The 17,495-nt window shown below is 64.0% G+C and carries 11 protein-coding genes; 5 read left to right on the top strand and 6 right to left on the bottom strand.

The window, feature by feature from the left end:
* The first annotated feature begins 153 nt into the window (after positions 1-153).
* Complete coding sequence (locus tag OK352_RS11525) at positions 154-2,205, top strand: acyl-CoA dehydrogenase family protein (RefSeq protein WP_265142022.1); 2,052 nt, start codon at positions 154-156, stop codon at positions 2,203-2,205.
* Between the two features lie 235 nt (positions 2,206-2,440).
* Here OK352_RS11525 and OK352_RS11520 read toward each other — a convergent pair whose 3' ends face one another.
* On the bottom strand, positions 2,441-3,442 hold the full coding sequence (locus OK352_RS11520) for an aldo/keto reductase family protein (protein ID WP_265141629.1): 1,002 nt from the start codon (positions 3,440-3,442) through the stop codon (positions 2,441-2,443).
* A gap of 103 nt (positions 3,443-3,545) precedes the next feature.
* On the opposite strand from OK352_RS11520, the gene pip reads away from it, so the two are divergent.
* The 4 genes from pip to OK352_RS11500 all read left to right on the top strand — a co-directional run bounded on the left by pip (position 3,546) and on the right by OK352_RS11500 (position 10,590).
* The gene (pip, locus tag OK352_RS11515; RefSeq protein WP_265141628.1) at positions 3,546-4,502 is read left to right on the top strand and encodes a prolyl aminopeptidase; all 957 of its coding nucleotides are present in this window, start codon (positions 3,546-3,548) and stop codon (positions 4,500-4,502) included.
* A gap of 176 nt (positions 4,503-4,678) precedes the next feature.
* On the top strand, positions 4,679-6,178 hold the full coding sequence (locus tag OK352_RS11510) for a sugar transferase (RefSeq protein WP_265141627.1): 1,500 nt from the start codon (positions 4,679-4,681) through the stop codon (positions 6,176-6,178).
* A 10-nt stretch (positions 6,179-6,188) separates the two neighbouring features.
* Positions 6,189-9,452 (top strand): galactose-binding domain-containing protein, encoded by a 3,264-nt coding sequence (locus OK352_RS11505; protein ID WP_265141626.1) that lies wholly within the window; start codon positions 6,189-6,191, stop codon positions 9,450-9,452.
* A gap of 55 nt (positions 9,453-9,507) precedes the next feature.
* Positions 9,508-10,590: a glycosyltransferase family 4 protein gene (locus OK352_RS11500; RefSeq protein WP_265141625.1), complete on the top strand. Its 1,083-nt coding sequence runs from the start codon at positions 9,508-9,510 to the stop codon at positions 10,588-10,590.
* A gap of 18 nt (positions 10,591-10,608) precedes the next feature.
* Here the strand turns inward: OK352_RS11500 and OK352_RS11495 are convergent, their stop codons facing one another.
* The 5 genes from OK352_RS11495 to OK352_RS11475 form a co-directional block, all read right to left on the bottom strand.
* Complete coding sequence (locus OK352_RS11495) at positions 10,609-11,460, bottom strand: polysaccharide pyruvyl transferase family protein (protein WP_265141624.1); 852 nt, start codon at positions 11,458-11,460, stop codon at positions 10,609-10,611.
* A 149-nt stretch (positions 11,461-11,609) separates the two neighbouring features.
* Positions 11,610-13,817, bottom strand: coding sequence for a polysaccharide biosynthesis tyrosine autokinase (locus OK352_RS11490; protein WP_265141623.1), 2,208 nt, complete (start codon positions 13,815-13,817; stop codon positions 11,610-11,612).
* On the bottom strand, positions 13,804-15,084 hold the full coding sequence (locus tag OK352_RS11485) for a glycosyltransferase (RefSeq protein ID WP_265141622.1): 1,281 nt from the start codon (positions 15,082-15,084) through the stop codon (positions 13,804-13,806). Before OK352_RS11485 ends, OK352_RS11490 begins: the two co-directional genes overlap by 14 nt.
* Positions 15,081-16,121 (bottom strand): glycosyltransferase family 4 protein, encoded by a 1,041-nt coding sequence (locus OK352_RS11480; RefSeq protein WP_265141621.1) that lies wholly within the window; start codon positions 16,119-16,121, stop codon positions 15,081-15,083. The genes OK352_RS11485 and OK352_RS11480 overlap by 4 nt, the downstream gene beginning before the upstream one ends.
* Positions 16,118-17,494: an O-antigen ligase family protein gene (locus OK352_RS11475; RefSeq protein ID WP_265141620.1), complete on the bottom strand. Its 1,377-nt coding sequence runs from the start codon at positions 17,492-17,494 to the stop codon at positions 16,118-16,120. Before OK352_RS11475 ends, OK352_RS11480 begins: the two co-directional genes overlap by 4 nt.
* Position 17,495: the final 1 nt, after the last annotated feature.

The raw sequence follows: 17,495 nt of genomic DNA, 5'->3' as shown, positions 1-17,495 counted from the left end.
GCCGGAAGCCCGCGGGGTTCTAACCTGGCCAGACGAACGATTGTGACAGAGAACCTGTGACAGAAGTGAGGTAGAGCAGTGGCGCGAGATCTGAAGACTCCTGATGACGTGACCGAGGTGGCGAACGTCCACGAGAACGTTGACACCGGGCCCGTGCGGCTTCCCGGTGCGTCGAGCATCGACACGGATGAACTGCAGAGCGCGCTCCTCGGAACCTGGGCGGACATCAGGAAGAAGTCGCGACAGCTCGCGGCGCGACCCGAGATGCAGCGCATCGAGGGCCAGCCGATGGACGAGCATCGGGCCCGGGTTCTCGAGCAGCTGCACCTACTCGTCGAGGACGGCCAGGTGCTGCGGGCGTTCCCGAAGCGTCTGGGAGGCGATGAGGACGCCGGCGGGAACATCGCCGGGTTCGAAGAGCTTGTACTGGCCGACCCGTCGCTGCAGATCAAATCGGGCGTGCAGTGGGGGCTCTTCGGCGCCGCCGTGCTTCACCTCGGCACCGAGAAGCACCACGATAAGTTCCTTCCCGGAATCATGTCGCTAGACGTGCCCGGTGCCTTTGCGATGACGGAGATCGGCCACGGCTCAGACGTCGCGTCCCTCGGAACGACGGCAACATATGACGAGGCGACGCAGGAGTTCGTGATCAACACGCCGTTCAAGGGCGCGTGGAAGGAATTCCTCGGCAACGCGGCGCGTGACGGAGTGGCGGCGACGGTGTTCGCGCAACTCATCACGAAGGGCGTCAACCACGGCGTGCACTGCTTCTACGTTCCGATCCGCGATGAGAACGGCGAGTTCCTGCCGGGCATCGGCGGCGAAGACGACGGTCTCAAGGGCGGCCTCAACGGCATCGACAACGGCCGGCTGCACTTCACCGACGTGCGGATCCCGCGCGACAACCTCCTGAACCGGTACGGTGACGTTGCCGAGGACGGCACGTATTCATCGTCGATCGCGAGCCCGGGCCGGCGCTTCTTCACGATGCTGGGAACGCTCGTGCAGGGACGTGTCTCGCTCGACGGCGCCGCGACGACAGCATCCGCCCTCGGCCTCACCATCGCCATTCGCTATGGCGACCAGCGCCGCCAGTTCAACGCGGCGTCCGAGACCGACGAAGAGGTGCTTCTCGACTACCAGAAGCACCAGCGTCGCCTGCTGCCGCGTCTCGCGCAGACATACGCGCAGATGTTCGCTCATGACACCCTGCTGACCACGTTCGACAAGGTGTTCAGCGGTCGTGCCGACTCGGATGATGACCGGCAGGACCTCGAGACGCTTGCCGCGGCGCTCAAGCCGCTCTCGACCTGGCATGCGCTCGACACGCTGCAGGAGTGCCGTGAGGCGTGCGGCGGCGCCGGGTTCATGAACGCCAACCGCTTCACGAGCCTGCACGCCGACCTCGACGTCTACGTCACGTTCGAGGGCGACAACAACGTGCTGCTGCAGCTGGTCGCGAAGCGTCTGCTCACCGATTTCTCGAGCAAGTTCCGCAAGGCGGATGCCGGCGCTCTCGCGCGATACGTCGTCACGCAGGCGGCCGATCGCGCCTACCACGGGAGCGGGCTGCGCACGCTGGGCCAGACGCTCGGCGACTTCGGATCAACCGCGCGTTCCGTGGGGCAGCTGCGCGAGACGGCGGTGCAGCGCGAGCTGCTCACGGACCGCGTCGAGACGATGATCGAGAAGATCGGCGGCGAGCTGCGTGCCTCGTCCAAGATGTCGAAGGCGGATGCTGCTGAGCTGTTCAACAGCCAGCAGGCGGAGCTCATCGAGGCAGCCCGTGCACACGGCGAGCTGTTGCAGTGGGAGGCATTCACGGCGGGCGTCGAGAAGATCCGCGACGCGTCGACGCGCAAGGTGCTCACCTGGCTGCGCGACCTGTTCGGGCTCAGCCTCATCGAGAAGCACCTCGCCTGGTACCTCATCAACGGGCGCCTCTCGTCGCAGCGTGCCGAGGCGGTCAGTGCGTACATCAACCGGCTCGTGGCACGCCTGCGCCCGTATGCGGTGCAGCTCGTCGACGCGTTCGGCTTCGACGAGGAGCACCTGCGCGCACCGATCGCCACGGATGGCGAACGGCAGCGCCAGGACGAAGCGCGTGCGTATTTTGCGGCGCAGCGCGAGTCGGGCACGGCTCCCGTCGACGAGAAGGTGCTGCGGGCACGCGAGAAGGCCGCGGCCAAGCGACAGGCGCGGTAACGACGCCTGTCGACACGTGATGGGGGCGGATGCTGCGACGCGCAGCATCCGCCCTCACTCGCGTGCGACAGACCGTTCCCGCTGATCAGCGGTGCTCGACGGTGTGCGCCGTCCAACGGGGCAGCAGTTCGCTCGGGGCTGTGTTATGCGCGGGATCGCGCGACACCGCTGGGCAGCGCGACCCGCTGGTCAGCACTTCCTTCTGGCCCCACGAACGACTGACGCGCTCAGCTGGTTAGGAAGGACGCTCGGTCGGTGTGTCCGTCTTCGACGGATCACGCTCGACAACGGTGCCAACGGCCTCGTCAACGCGATCGAGAATCTCCTGGTCGAGGGTCGTCCCCGATGCCACCACGTTGTCGGCCAGCTGCTCGGGCCGCGAGGCCCCCACGATTGCCGACGCGACGTTGGGGTTGCTCAGCACCCACGCGATCGCCAGCTGCGGCATCGTCAGGCCTGCGTCCGCCGCGATTGGCTTCAGCTTCTGCACCGCGGTCAGTACGTCGTCGCCCAGGTATCGGGCGACGGTCTTCGACCCGGCCTCATCTGTGGCACGGCTGCCCGCGGGCGCGGGCTTCCCTGGCTCATACTTTCCGGTCAGCACGCCCTGCGCGAGTGGTGACCAGACGATTTGAGACACCCCGAGATCTTCAGATGCGGGAACGACCTCTTCTTCGATCACGCGCCACAGCATGTTGTACTGCGGCTGGTTCGAGATGAGGTGGATGCCGAGTTCGTCCGCGAGAGCATGACCGGCGCGCAGCTGCTCGGCCGTCCACTCGCTCACGCCGATGTACAGCGCTTTGCCCTGCCGGACGACGTCGGCGAAGGCGAGCATGGTCTCTTCAAGAGGCGTTTCGGGGTCGTATCGGTGCGCCTGGTACAGGTCGACGTAGTCCGTGCCGAGCCGTTTCAGAGATCCGTTGATGGATTCGAGGATGTGCTTGCGGCTGAGCCCTGAATCGTTAGGACCTTTCGGGCCGGTCGGGCCCCACACTTTGGTGAAGATCTCGAGCGATTCGCGACGCTGCCCCGCGAGAGCATCCCCGAGCACCTGCTCGGCAACGGTATTCGCGTAGACGTCGGCCGTGTCGAATGTGGTGATGCCGTGATCGAGGGCCGCGTGCACGCACGTCGTCGCCGTGTCGTTCTCGATCTGACCGCCGTGCGTCAGCCAGTTGCCGTAGGTGATGTCTGAGATTTGGAGTCCGCTGCGTCCGAGGTATCGATAGGCCATGCCTTTACGTTACGCGGATCTGCGGTGCGACGGAACGCATGTTTCGGTGCGATGGGGAGTGCTCCCCGTCGCCTTGCACCGGGTTTCACGGTATCGTCGCCTCATGCGAGAGATGTACCCGAACATCGAACCGCACATGACGGGGATGCTTGACGTGGGGGACGGCCAGCGAGTCTATTGGGAGACGAGCGGCAATCCAGACGGAAAGCCAGTCGTCTTTGTGCATGGTGGCCCTGGCGGCGCGACGAACCCTGAGCACCGCCGCCTTTTCAACCCCGAAAAGTACAACATCGTGCTGTTCGACCAGCGCGGATGCGGCAAGAGCACACCGCATGTGAGCGAGCCCGAGGCCGACCTCACACACAACACCACCTGGAAGCTCGTCTCCGACATGGAGGAGCTGCGCGAAACGCTGAACATCGACCGGTGGCAGGTCTTCGGCGGCTCGTGGGGGAGCGCCCTCGCTCTTGCGTATGCCGAAAAGCATCCGGATCGAGTCAGCGAGCTCGTGCTGCGTGGCATCTTCACGCTGCGGCAGCAGGAGATCGACTGGTTTTATGAGGGCGGTGCCGCTGCGCTGTTCCCTGACCTCTGGCAGAAGTTCATCGAGCCGGTCGCCCTGCAGGATCGAAACCACATGGTGCGGGCCTATGCCGAGCTGCTGGCTGACCCCGACCCCGAGGTGCACGTGCCTGCGGCGCGAGCGTGGTCGGAGTGGGAGTCATCGACGATTACGCTGACGCGTGACGAATCGAAGATCGCCTCGTTCACTGAGCCTGCGTTCGCGACGGCCTTTGCGCGCATCGAGAATCACTACTTCATGAACAAGGGCTGGTTTGACGAGGGCCAGTTGATTCGGGATGCTGTCAGGCTGCGCGACATCCCGGGCGTCATTGTGCAGGGGCGCTACGACGTCTGCACGCCTGTCATGACGGCGTGGGACCTGCACGAGGTGTGGCCTGAGGCCGATCTCCAGATCATTCCGGATGCTGGTCATGCTTTCGACGAGCCTGGCATTCTGTCGGCGCTGATTGAGGCGACGGACCGCTTCGCCGACTGACTTTCTACGACCAGATCTCCCCTAAACTGGGGTAACGGTAAAACGTGAGGATCCCTCTAGTATTGAAGAACTTGAGGAATGCTCAGATTCATGTGACTTCACATGTGCACGTCTTGCCTGTGCGCATTGCGCCACGCCGCTGAGCTCCGACATGCTGCTGAGACGGAGGACGGGCGATGAGTCGAATTGACGCCAGGCTAGCCTCTCCGACATCAGTATTTCGCCCGACGTTCGACGTCAGATCCGAGTTCACACGCGCCGTTGCTCCCGCCGTCTCGTGGACGCGGCGCCTCAAGATTCGACTGCTCGTGACCGACACACTCGTCCTCGCCATTGCGATGGCGGCGGCCGTCGCGACCGAGGCCGGCATCGGCACAGCACAGCTGGTCGAGAGAGGCATCACTGGACCGGCACTCATGCTCGTGGGCTGGATTCTCGTTCTCGCGGCCTTCCGCACACGAAGCACGCCGCTGCTGGGAATCGGAACGCGCGAGTACAAGCGCGTTCTGTACGCATCGGTCATGTATTTCGGTGCCGTCGCAACCGGATTCGTTCTCGTGTCGGGCACCGCGCCGCGCACGATGTTCGTGATCGCGCTGCCGGCCGGAACCGCCGGTCTGCTCGTCACCCGATGGAGCTGGAGGCGCTGGCTCAATCGCCAGCGCATGCATGGCAACTACCTCTCGCGCGCAATTGTTATCGGCGACCATGGCGATGTTTCGTATGTCGCGCGAGAGCTGGAGCGCACGAGCAGTGCAGCGTTCAACGTGGTTGGTGCCGCCGTGTTCGACGACCCAGAGAGCCCGGTGTCCGGTCTCAGCAGAACCGTGCCGATCGTTGCGCACCCCGATCGCGTTGCAGACGCGGTTGGGCGCCTTGAAGCCGACTCAGTCATCGTCGCGAGCACGAGCAGAGACGACACCGAATTCATGCGGGATCTGAGCTGGAAGCTGGAGGCGCAGGGTACATCGCTTGTCGTCGCCCCACGACTGACGAACGTCGCTGGCGGTCGCATCCAATTTCGTGCGGTTGACGGGCTTCCCCTTCTCCACGTCGATCCTGCCCGCTACGCGGGAGCACGGTTCATCATGAAGCGGGCATTCGACATCGCCGTCTCGGCGCTTGCTCTCGCCGTTCTCGCGCCTGTGATGCTCGCCATCGTCCTCGCCGTGCGCCTGGACAGCCCCGGCTCAGCATTCTTCCGGCAGGAGCGTGTCGGCAAAGACGGTCGCACATTCTCAATGCTCAAATTTCGCTCGATGGTGAGCACCGCCGAGGACGATCTCGAAACCCTGCTCCCACAGAGTGAGGGAAACGGCGTGTTGTTCAAGCTGAAAAACGATCCGCGGGTGACGCGCGTCGGCGCGTTTCTTCGTGCGCACTCCCTCGACGAGCTACCGCAGTTCATCAACGTCCTGCGCGGTGAGATGAGCGTTGTCGGGCCACGACCCCCGCTGCAGCGAGAGGTGCAGAAGTACGAGACGCACGTTCATCGTCGGCTCTATATTCGCCCCGGGATCACCGGCATGTGGCAGGTGAACGGGCGTTCCGATCTCGATTGGGACGAGAGCGTTCGGCTGGATCTCTATTACGTCGAGAACTGGACGCTGTACACAGACCTGTCCATTGTCTGGCGAACGATTCGAGTGTTGTTCCGTCCTGTCGGCGCGTACTGATTCTCGTGTCATGAGACTGACGCAGAAACGCCAGCGGATGCCACGGCGCACGCGCATGATGTATATCGTCATCGCCAGTGCCCTGGCGCTTGCCGTGACCGGCGCTGTCGCCGTCGGTTTCGTCGGCGACGAACAGTCGGGGACGCCCGCGATCGCCTCGATGGATGTGGATCCGGCCGTTGACGTGTGTGGCTTGCCAGGGCACAAGCTGGCCGCCGTTGTGGCCGATCGTCCGGCATCCGATTCGCCCGTTGCGATCGGCATCGACGTGCGCGCTCCAATGCCGGAGTCGACGTATCCCGTCGGACTGCATGCCACCGACGGTGGCGTGCTCGTCGAGTCGCAGAGGCAGGATGGCACACATGTTTTCACGCGATTGAGCGAGAACGGTGACAGGCGCGGCGAGTTTGTCGTCGACTTTGACCGTGCGACGCGCGAGCCGCACAACAACGGCACCGTTGCCGTGTCTCCCGACGGGCTGATCTACGCGATCGACTCGTACAAGCAACGACGGGAGGTCGCGGTCTTCGATGCCGAGGGGACGCAGATATCGAGCTTTCCTGTGCCCGAGAGCTCGGTGACGCAGGGGCATCCCCTGGACCTTCACGGCGTCACATGGGTTCCCGATTTCGACGGAGCGCCCGCACTGCTGGTCGGCGAGCGTGGATCGGTGACGCACGTCTTTCGTGAGGACGGCACTTCGCTCGGAGTGGATCGTGAGCTGCCGAGCGTGATTCTCGGAGCATCCGGAAGCCTTGTGACGGGGCTGGAGCCGATTGACGACGCAACGGTCAGGCTGACTGTCGACGATGTTGCGACGCAAAAGACGGTGATGAGCGTGCCGTATGTCGTAGCCGACGACAACGCCGACAGCGCGGCTCACACGCCGGCGCTCACGCGCCCGAGCACCGTGGTTGCGGCACCGGGAGGCGATGGCTTCCTCGTGTACGAGGCCGGTGAGCAGCTGACCTGGCTCGACCAGATCGGCGTTCAACACGGTGTCTGGCTCGGTGACAGCCACGCGTCGCCCAGCATGGTCGGTGGGATCGTCCATCACGACGGCAGCTACTGGCTCTCGGTCTCGGTTGAGGGCGAGGAACACGTGAGAAAGCTCACGGAAGACGAGATGGTATCGCTGCTGGCCCAGCCGACCAGCTACAAGGCGCTGAATGATCCTGTGATTGCACGGCTCGGCATCGGCGTAGGGGTAGTGAGTGACGCGGCGCTCAATCACGCGGACGAGGGCGAGAGTCTGGGCGCGCACCTGCGATTTGAACCGGGCTGGGGACTGCTCGACGGCGAACATGCGGCAGAGAGCGTGAGTGTGCGCTACGCCGTCCGTGGTGATCCGCTTCTTGCCGATCCTCTTCAGCAGACAGAGCGTTCGGCCGAACCGGCGATCGGGGGCGGCGAGACGACATTGGACGTTCCGACGAGTGTTCCCGGCCCCTACGAAGTGAGCGTGAGACTTGTCGACAGCGGCAGCGGCGAGACGCTCGCAGCAGCATGCTTTCGGTACAGTATCGGGGCCGAGGGCACAGACCTGAACCTCGATGAGCTTGAGCCGGGAGCGGGCTGGGGAGGGCCGGAACCGTTGCGCGGAGTGCAGCTCGCTGATCGACTGGGAATCGGCAGCTTCCGACTGCAGCTCGACGTTTCGAAGCTCATTGCAGACCCCCGCAGCGAACCACACAGCGACGCGATCGACTGGTCAGGTCTTCCCGGGGCACCCGACGGAGACCCGTCAACGGCCGAGGCCTTCGCAGAAGTGCGTGCCGCCGCAGAGTATGCCAGCCAGCATCACGTAAGCGTGATCGTTCAGGTGGGCCAGAACGGCGATGCGGAGCGTGCCGCCGTCGAAGCGGGCACCTGGGCCGGATGGGTGCGCGACATCGTCGGCGAGTTCGCGCGTCAGGCTCCCGCAATCACACTCTGGTCGCCGTGGAACGAGCCGAACGCGAGCTTTGACTCGGGTGCCGACTTTTCAGAGAAGGTCGACATTCCCTTTGCACACGCCGCGCACGATGCGAATCCTGATGCCCGGGTGATTGCTGGAAACACCCTCGGCTTTGCGGAGGACTGGTGGTCGGATGCTGTGTCAACGACGTTGTGCGATGTTGTCGACGCGATTGCGGTCCACCCATACACAGGATGGAATCGTTCCTGGGAGGAAGAGGGATTTGCCGCTCCCGGAGCGGGATACGACTCCTTCAGAGATGTGATCGGCGCCGAGTGCGCCGAGCTTCCGATCTGGGATACCGAGAGCGGGTGGACCTCAGACGGCACACTCCCGTACTGGACACAGGGATCCAAGGTTGCGCGAAAACTGCTCTGGTATCAGAACAAGGGAATTGCGGGCTGGACGTACTTCTTCAGCGAAGGTGGTTGGGGCGAGAACAATCTCAGCTGGTCGCTTATCCAGTATCAGTCGTACGTGAAGCCCGGTGCGCTGGCATTCGCCGCTGTTTCGCAGGAACTGGCGACCTTGGGCGAGCCACGCGTCGTCGACACCGGCATCCCCTTCACCTACGCTTTCCGCTTCGCGGACGATGCCGGCGTCACCGCGGCATGGACCGATGAAGCGAGCGTCCACGCGATTCTCTCCAGCGACGCTGCTACCGTCACCGTGACCGACCAGTACGGTGCGTCGCGCCCGATCGAGCTTGATGGCGGACGCTCGGAGGTGACGATCACCGGAAGCCCGCAATTCTTCGCGTCTGCCGAGGGCGAGCCGGTGTCGATCACTCCGGTGGAGACATTCGGTAGCGATGTCCTTGTCGGAGCTGATGTGACGGCCACGTCGACGGCGGAGGGAAGCGACGCGCAGATCATCACGTCGGGCACGGTCAATCCCTATCTGCCCTGGCGGTCTGGCGTCGTGGACGGTGAGCTCGACGAGAATCCATCCGTGACTGTAACGCTCGATGAGGCGACGCCGATCAACCGCATATCGATCGCAAGCGGGAGCATGGAATGCTGCGAGACCGCACTGCGCACATACGAGGTCGCGGTGCGCACGGAGAGCGGTGAGTGGCAGACGGTGGCGTCTGTGGAAGACCAGTTCTGGCACCGCGTGCGCTTCGTTGAGTTCGACGCGGTCGCGGTCACCGCTGTGCGCATCACGATCCCTTGGACGACCATCCGTGACACGCGGATGCTCGACGTTAACTATTCGGGCATCGTCGGAGGGCTTCCGCCGCCGTTCATGGGCGTGCAGACGGCGTCGGACGAGGCCGTTTCTATTGCAGCGATATCGGCATGGGCCCCCGAGTGATGGGCGAACGATGACCGGGGCAACGATGCCGATGACAACCGACAAGGAGCGAGCGATGACACAGACAATTTCTCAGCGACGAACGATGCAGCTGGAGATCGCGACGATCGCGACATCCGTTCCGATGGGCGCCCAGGTGTATCAGGAGGCCGTCAGCTCCCGTGCGGCAGAGGCGCTCTCGTCCGTGACCGATGTGCCGTGGGCTGTCTCCCGGGTTATTGCGCGCTCCCTGCGTTCGGAACTCGAAGGCACGAGGCGGATTCCGGTCGGCGCGCTCTCGCGCATCGGGCCCACGAGCCGCCGGTTCGCGGGGCGGCTGCTGTACTCGCGAGATGCACTCGTGCATCGCATGGACCTCACTCTTCCGCCGGCACCGAACGAGGTGGTGACCATTCACGACACTGTCGCGTGGACGTATCCAGATGAGGGGATCCCGAACCCGGCGGTCGTCGACGAAATCAGGCGGGCACGAGCGGTTGTCTGCGTCTCGACCAACACGGCAGGCGACGTGTTCGACCTCACGGGCCGTTCCGACTTGAAAGTTGTGTCGCCCGGTGTCGATGGCCGGTTCTTCTCGCCGCCACCGCTCACGACCATTCAGCGAGCGGATCTCGGACTGTCGCAGCCGTACGTGTTGCATGCGGGAGGCGCGAGCGCACGCAAGAACCTTGAGGGGCTTGCCGAAGCCTGGGAACTCGTCCAGAGCGCATTTCCCGATGTCTCCCTCGCCATGTCCGGTCCGCCGCATGAGCGTCGTGACGCGCTGTTCGCTGACCTTCCTCGTGTTGTGAGACTCGGCCGGGTCGATGACGATGTCGTTCCCCGCCTTCTGGCCTCTGCTGAGGCGGTTGTCGTGCCATCCCACTATGAGGGATTCGGGCTGCCCGTCATCGAAGCAATGGCAGCCGGGGTTCCTGTGATCGCCGCACGAACGAGTTCATTGCCTGAGGCGGCGGGAGATGCTGCCGTACTGGTGGAGACCGGAGCGGCGTCGATCGCAGAGGGTATTGAGAGTGTGCTTCGCGGGGGAAGTGCTGTTTCGGAACTCCGAGAGAAAGGCGCACGGCGGGCGCTGTCGTTCACCTGGGACGAGAGCGTCCGCGCTCTTGCGCAGGTGTGGGCTGAAGCCGCCCGATAGTCGGGGAACGAGACCGAGCTATACCTTGCGGGCGACGAGGGCCTCCCACGACCTCAGCGGGCTTGTGCTGTTGCTGGCGAACCGCAGACGCAGCTCGGCAACCGACCTCTCGAGATCGCGAATCGCGGCGGAGACGCGATCGGGATCTGCTCGTGTAGCGTTGTGCATCAGCTGATCGACGGTCATGTCTGGTGCGAAGGTGAACCGACGCGTTCGGCCGGGAGGATTGACGACGGCTTCGTGATCGAGGAACTTGAAGTCCCCTCCGATGAGCAACGGGTTGACCATCGTCCAGCATGCCGGTATGCCGTATGAATCCGCGATGATCACACCGTGAAGCGACGTCGACACGATCGCGGCGCACGAGGCAATCTCGCGTATGACGGATGTCGGGCTGCGGGCGACGTCGATGACCGTGACCTCGGCGGGATGCTGGGCGGCGAAATCTGCGATTGCAGAATTCTCAAAATGACTGCCATGCGGAACGATCCCGAGACGATAGCGCACGCGTGGACGCGGCAGCATACGCGAGGCCAGAAGCCCGGGATCGCCGAGGACGACGCTGTCGACTGCGCCGATCGCCTCTCGGGTCAGCGGACCGCGAACGGCGAGAACTTCGGTGCGGGGAAGGTCGACGGGAGCGTCAGAGATGAGTCCGGAACCCCAGATGAGTCCCGTGAACGCCGCGGGAATGAACTGGATCAGGCTGCCCACGCCGACGACCTTGGCCCGCGGGAACTCCGCATGCACGGGGATAATTCCTCGACGGCGCAGCAGCCACGGTGTGAGCGCGTCGCCGAAATTTGGGTGTCCGTCCCACCAATACGCCTCGATGAGTGGCGCACGCGGATACAGCGTCGAGTCGCACATCGACAGTGCAATTGATAGGGCGCTTCGCGTTCGCCGCCATGATGCACGTGAATAATTGCGATCGATGAACTTCCGCACCCGTGCCTCCCCGCGGTTTCGCTCTGAATATGCCGCCGTCTTGCCTCGCGTGAGGTCGCTCTCTCGTGCGGTCACGGTCGTCGGGTGCGCTGTGCGGGGACGGGTAGGCGGGACGCGGATCTCGGATAGAGACCGGACGATATGGCCGTCATCGTCTCGTCGAGGTGTGCGACCAACGTCTTCCACCGTGTGGTGGTTCGTCCCGTGGGATCGTCGATGTCATCGTCTGGATTGTCGCCGAGGAAATCGAGCGCTGACTGGTCCGATTCCTGGTCCAGCCACAATCCGAGTGAGATTCCCTCGGGGCGTTCGTGCTCAGCGACCCACCGCGCGAACTGTCTGACCGTGAACAATCGTGGCGCAATGTCGGGGGCTGCGGCAAGCAGCATCCTGGCGTGTTCACGCGTAACAGGGAGAATGAGGTCGTAGTCGTTCAGGGCCAACGGGTCGAATTGCGTACTCGTGTGGGTGCTCAGGTCGAGGCCCACTGCGGCGGCTTGCACGATCGCCGCGTGTGATGCGCTACGGCCTGTTGCTTCGGTGCCGGCAGAGTCGATATCGACGGCGTTCCTGCGTGTCGTAGCACGCAGCAGCGCGGCGGCAAAAGGGGAGCGGCTTTCGTTCGCGGTGCAGACAATGAGAACCCGGTCGCGCTGCGCACGGATTCCGCCTTGGTCATCGCGGCGGACGTGCTCGCGTTGACTCGCGTCGAGGGCGGACGTTTGGCGTGTGTTCTCGGGGATTCTCGAGGACGAATTCTGGTCGGCGATGTAGTACGCGGTATAGCTGCGAGGGAGTTTTTGCCGGGATTTATTGGCAACGGTTCCGAGCACGACGGCGCCGTTTGCCGTGAGCGTGGTGAAAACATGTGCGAGCAGGTGCTGCTTCGTGCGATTCATCGCGGCCAGCACGATCGTTCCGTCGGCGAGGGAAGCCACCATGGAGGCATCGGCAAGAGCGAGCGCCGGGGGCGTATCGACGATCACGATGTCGGCCGAAGCACTCAACGTGCGCAGAATGTCGCTCATCCGCGCAGAAGCAAGTGTATCGGCAGGGTCATCGGTGACGTGGCCAGCGGGCAGCACGCGCAGACCATCGATTGACGTGGGCTGAAGTGCATTCTCGACGTCGGCTGCACTTGGAAACCCCTCGTCGGTGTGCGACGTCGAGAGAAGGCCTCCGAGGCCCAGGCCCCCCACGCTCTCCGGAAAATATGCGTCAAGGCTCGGGCGCCGAAGGTCGCCGACGACGAGCACGACACGTCGCCCTGTGCGTGCCCACGATGTCGCGAGGTTCGCCGAGACGAATGTCTTGCCGTCGCCAGGTTCGACGCTGGTCACGACAAGCACGCCCGATTCGCGCGGAAGCGCGATCTGCAGCGTCGTGCGAAGGGAACGCAGACCTTCGCTCAAAGGCGACGACTCCCCGCCTTCCGCGGGAAGATACCCGAGTTTTCGAGTAGCGCTCCTGTCGCTCGGGAGCTGGGCAAGAACGGGCGCGCTTGTGGCCTGCTCGATCTCTGTCGTGCGGCGAATGCGGGTGTCGAGCCGTTCTCGTGCGAGTGCGAGCCCCAATCCGGCGAGAAGACCTGACACGATCGCAGCGCCGGCAACGGTGAACGTCGTCGGATTTGTGGATTCGCCGATGCTTGCTGCCGTCGTGACAGTTGCCGGTGGCCCAGCGGTCTGAAGCGCCGTAATCGACGTATTGAGCGCGTTCACCTGCGCAAGGGCCGCGGTCAGGTTTGTCTGGGCGAGCTGGTCCGTGAGATCCTTATCGACCTGCGCTTGATAGGTTTTCGCCTTCTCTGAGATCTCTGTCAGCTGTTCGGTGAGCGTCTTCTGTGCGGATGCCGTCACTGAATCGAGATAGTCGGTGTACGCGGCAGCTACTGCCGCGGCCCGCTTTTGCGACGTGCGCGGATCACCGGCCGTCGCGGTGATCTGGAACGAGGTCGTCGTTGCTGTTGGGCTCTCGATCACGGTCTGCGTGATCGTTCCGGCGAGCGACCCTTCTGGGACGTTGAGCGTCTTTTCTGCGGCTTCGAGAACGACGGGGGTCGAGATCACAGAGGGGTCGATATCGACGGCGACGCCTGTCAGCATTCCGGTATTCACCGCTTCCGTCATTTGCGGACTGATGCGAACGGTCGTGGACGACTCGAAGTTCGGGGTAACACGCTGGAGGTAGGCAACAGCAGTTGCTGATGCCAGGATCGTCACGGCGATGATGATCCACTTGCGTCGCCAAATAACGGTAAGGATGTCAGTGATCGTCACGATGTGTCGTCCAATCTCCTGTGATTGCGGGTAAGGGAGTTGCTTCGTTTGCCGCGTGAGCCTGGACTAGGGTGCCGAGCACATCGGCGAACTGTCGGACGCGACAGTGCCAATTGGGAATGTCTTCGGGATCGGGCGGTGCAACGGGCCGCGTGATCGCCTCGGCGACGTGCGCGGGGAAATCGTGGGCGTCGGCGATGTCGAGCGCTCCTGGGCGCTCATTCTCTCTGAAGCCAGCGACCGGAGTGCTCACGATTGGGCGGGCGACGGCCCGATATTCGTAGAATTTAATCGGATCGAGGCTCTCGGTGAATGGCGATACAACATGCGGAACGATAAGTGCGTTGGCATGTTGCAGATAGGCGGGAATCGCCTCATACGGGCGAGTGCCGAGCATCAGCACACCGGGGCTGAGCGCCAGTTTTTGCGTGTTCTGGGGTGTCAGCGCGTTCGGCCCCACCAGCACGCATACACCGCCGAGGATGCTGAGGGCAGCGCCTGTTCGCGCGACGAGGTCCACGTCAATTCGATCTTCGTGAAGAGTCCCGACGTAGATCGCGCAGGCGCGGTTGGGGAGGTCAGCCGGGCGTGACGCTGGCTTCTGATACCGTTCGACGTCGACGGCATTCGGGATCGTGATGAGATCTGGCCGGGCGTCACGCCTGCTCGTCGCGAGCCCAACGGAGCACACCACAACCGCTTCGCACCTGCGCATGAGCGTGTGCTCGTCGCGCACAAGCCTCTCGTGCTCACGAATGGTGCGGCGGGCAGCGAGCCAGTCGTCCGTCATGTCATACAGTGCGGGCGCAGCAAACGCGCGAAGCATCTCCGCCCACCGAGGATCGTTGAGCCAGAGAACGTCCGGTGTTCTGCCGCTGCGCTTCACCATCCGCCTGACGCTCGCTCGAAGCATCCGGTCTGCGGCAGACCCGAGAAATCGCGGCAGCCATTTCGTGGGCTGCATGAGGGTGAGGCGGCCGTCGAAGCCCACTGCGACGCGGGCACCGGCTCCGAGACGAGGACGCCGCCCCGAGAAGACATCGTGCAGAACATCACTCGGCGGTTCGACGAAGACCACGTGGAGCCTGTCGTCATCGCGGAGCAGCCCGTCGACGATGTACTGGTTTCTGCGCCAGACTCTGTCCCAGGGTTCAAGAGAAAACAGCAGGATGCTCCGCGCCGGTCTCACATCCGTGGAGGGGGCTGACGCGCGTTCGACCTCGTTCTCGACCCCGGGTGTGCGCTGTGCGCTCGTGTATGCACTCACGTCAAGCACCCTTCGTAGACGGCCAGGGTGGCCTCTGCTTGCGAGCGCACGGTGAAGCGCTCACGCTGAACGTTCCTGGCTCGGAGGCCGTACTGCCGGCGTGCGTCGGCGTGAGCGACAGCAAAGTCGATCTGCCGCGCGGCTTCCTCGACATCACCGGGGCGAAACAGCAAGGCGCCCGTGACGCTTCCGATCGTTTCGGCATGGCCACCCGAGGCCGACGCAACAACCGGGAGCGCGCAGGCCATCGCCTCGAGCACGGAGAGGCCAAGGCCCTCCCGTGCCGTGGGGGCGAGAAAGAGACCGGCTTCCGGCATGAGTGCTCGGACATGATCCTGATGGCCGAGGAACCGCACGGAGCGGCCCACTCCGAGGGTCTGTGCCTGCTGCTCCAGCCGTTCGCGCTCGCGGCCATCGCCCGCGATGTGCAACTCCCAGCCGTCGGCGGGGGCGCGAGAGGCGGCCCAGGCGGCGATGGCGACGTGGGTCGCCTTCTCGGGTTCAAGGCGCTGCGCCATCAGGACGATCGGGCGGGCGCACTCTCCAGCCGGCGCATTCGTGACTCCCGTGTGGACGACGCTGCTGGGCTCGCCAATGTTGCCGGCAACGAAGTGCGAGATGGCGATCTGAGCGGCGAAGCGGCTGCGCGCCACGCTGAATGCTGCTCGTACCGCTGGCGAGCGTCCACGCGGCGCGGCAAAGTGGCGAGTGCTTACGAGACGTGCCGGGCTCGTTGGCGTGGCCATGATCCCCGCAAGGTCGGCTTGTGACATGTGCGTATTCACGATGTCGGCCGGGGATATCGACCGCAGAGCGGCGCGGCCTGATCGGAGTGATGCAGCAGGGATGAAACGTGCGCCCGTGCCCTCGAGCGCGCGGGACATCGGCTCGGGGGCGCCGCCGATGACCGTGACACGCCAACCCCGCTCGACCTGGCACGGTGCAAGCAGGCTCACATACCGCTCGACCCCCGCAAAGGCGTCAGAGCAGGTGAGATGGACGACGTGCTTGGCGTTTCTACCCGTGGTGTTGATCATTCCGCCTCCGCTCGACGGTGACGAGCCCCGCCCACAGCGGGTCGAAGAACGTGGCCGACAACGGGCTCCGGCGGGAGAGCGTAAGAAGAGTCGCGGTGATGACAAAGAGCGCCGTAGGAAATGCCGGCGACAATCCAGAGCAATGAGGCCTGCCCCGCGACCCAGTAGAGGTCGAACTGCGATTGCGTGAGGCGCGTGATAACGACGGCGGCGCCGACGGTTCCGTATACGGGATCGAGACGCCAGAGCGCGAAGAAGGCGACGATGAACAGTGCGAGGAAGGCAAGGAGCCCGACAATGCCTACCGATGTCAGCACTTCCAGCTCCGCATTGGGGGGCTGAAAGCCGTCGCCAAAACGCGATGTGTACCACCAGCGTAAACCGACGCCGAAGATGGGCGAGGTCAACCAAATATCAATGGAATCCCCGTACCAGGTGAGACGTTGGTAGGCGGAGTTGAACCGATTGTCGCTCTCAAGCTGACTCGCGAGCATCGAGAGTGCATAGATCAGAACGGGGGCGGCGGCAATCCAGATGAATGTCGGGCGGCGGCCCGTTTCCGGGCGACGGCGCAGACTGACGACGATCAGCCCAGCGATCGCGGCGATCATCGCCTGACGCGACTGCGAGACAGCGACGCCCGCAGAGAGGATGGCGAGCACGGTCCAGTAGGGAACAGGATTCAGCCGGAGCCACGGCGGGCGCGCATAGATCATCACGATCGCGGCGCTGAGCATGCCCCCGATTGTGTTCTTGTGAAGGTTCGGGAGGTAGACCTCGATCAGCTGTCCCGTCGTCGCATAGGCGATGAGAAATGTACCGATCGCCCAGAACGCGATCGCAAGGCAGCCCGCCACGTAGCTGCCAATCGCCAAGCCGGTGCGGCCGGTACGGCCGATGGCAAACCCCACAATCATGCTGCCCAACACCAAAACCAGCTCGTGTCCCCATTCAATGACGTTTTCGCTGTAGACATTCAGAATCAGAGTCGGCACTGACGCGGCCGCGTAGGCAGCGCCAGCCCAGAGGAGAGTCTGCATCGCCGTGAGGTCGCGAGGTCGAATCATCACGATGGCAACGGCCGTGCTGGCGGCAAGAACTAGGTCCGACACGCTCAGAACGCCGCCGATGCGTGCGAGGACGAGCGTCGCGGGCACGGCGAGCGACACGATCACCATGGGATCGCAGATGATGATTCCACCGGCGAGCACGGCTACAGCGCCGATAATCGCCCAGGTGGGTTCATCAGTGGCGAGCACCCCGATGACTGCTGCCACGATGGCGATCGGGAGTGCAACAGCCAGCACGTACACAAGTGCGTCACGGCGCGGGCTCAGCCATCGCTGCCCGGTAACCCTGGTCACTGCGGCCATC

This window comes from Microbacterium sp. MPKO10 (genome assembly GCF_026107415.2).
In the GTDB taxonomy this organism is placed as follows: domain Bacteria; phylum Actinomycetota; class Actinomycetes; order Actinomycetales; family Microbacteriaceae; genus Paramicrobacterium.
This window is presented reverse-complemented; position numbering and strand designations above follow the sequence as displayed.

Coding starts and splice junctions, on each gene's coding strand:
- OK352_RS11510 (WP_265141627.1), top strand. CDS start 4,679: ATGAGTCGAATTGACGCCAGGCTAGCCTCTCCGACATCAGTATTTCGC.
- OK352_RS11500 (WP_265141625.1), top strand. CDS start 9,508: ATGACACAGACAATTTCTCAGCGACGAACGATGCAGCTGGAGATCGCG.
- OK352_RS11495 (WP_265141624.1), bottom strand. CDS start 11,460: ATGTGCGACTCGACGCTGTATCCGCGTGCGCCACTCATCGAGGCGTAT.
- OK352_RS11475 (WP_265141620.1), bottom strand. CDS start 17,494: ATGGCCGCAGTGACCAGGGTTACCGGGCAGCGATGGCTGAGCCCGCGC.
- OK352_RS11520 (WP_265141629.1), bottom strand. CDS start 3,442: ATGGCCTATCGATACCTCGGACGCAGCGGACTCCAAATCTCAGACATC.
- OK352_RS11480 (WP_265141621.1), bottom strand. CDS start 16,121: ATGATCAACACCACGGGTAGAAACGCCAAGCACGTCGTCCATCTCACC.
- OK352_RS11505 (WP_265141626.1), top strand. CDS start 6,189: ATGAGACTGACGCAGAAACGCCAGCGGATGCCACGGCGCACGCGCATG.
- pip (WP_265141628.1), top strand. CDS start 3,546: ATGCGAGAGATGTACCCGAACATCGAACCGCACATGACGGGGATGCTT.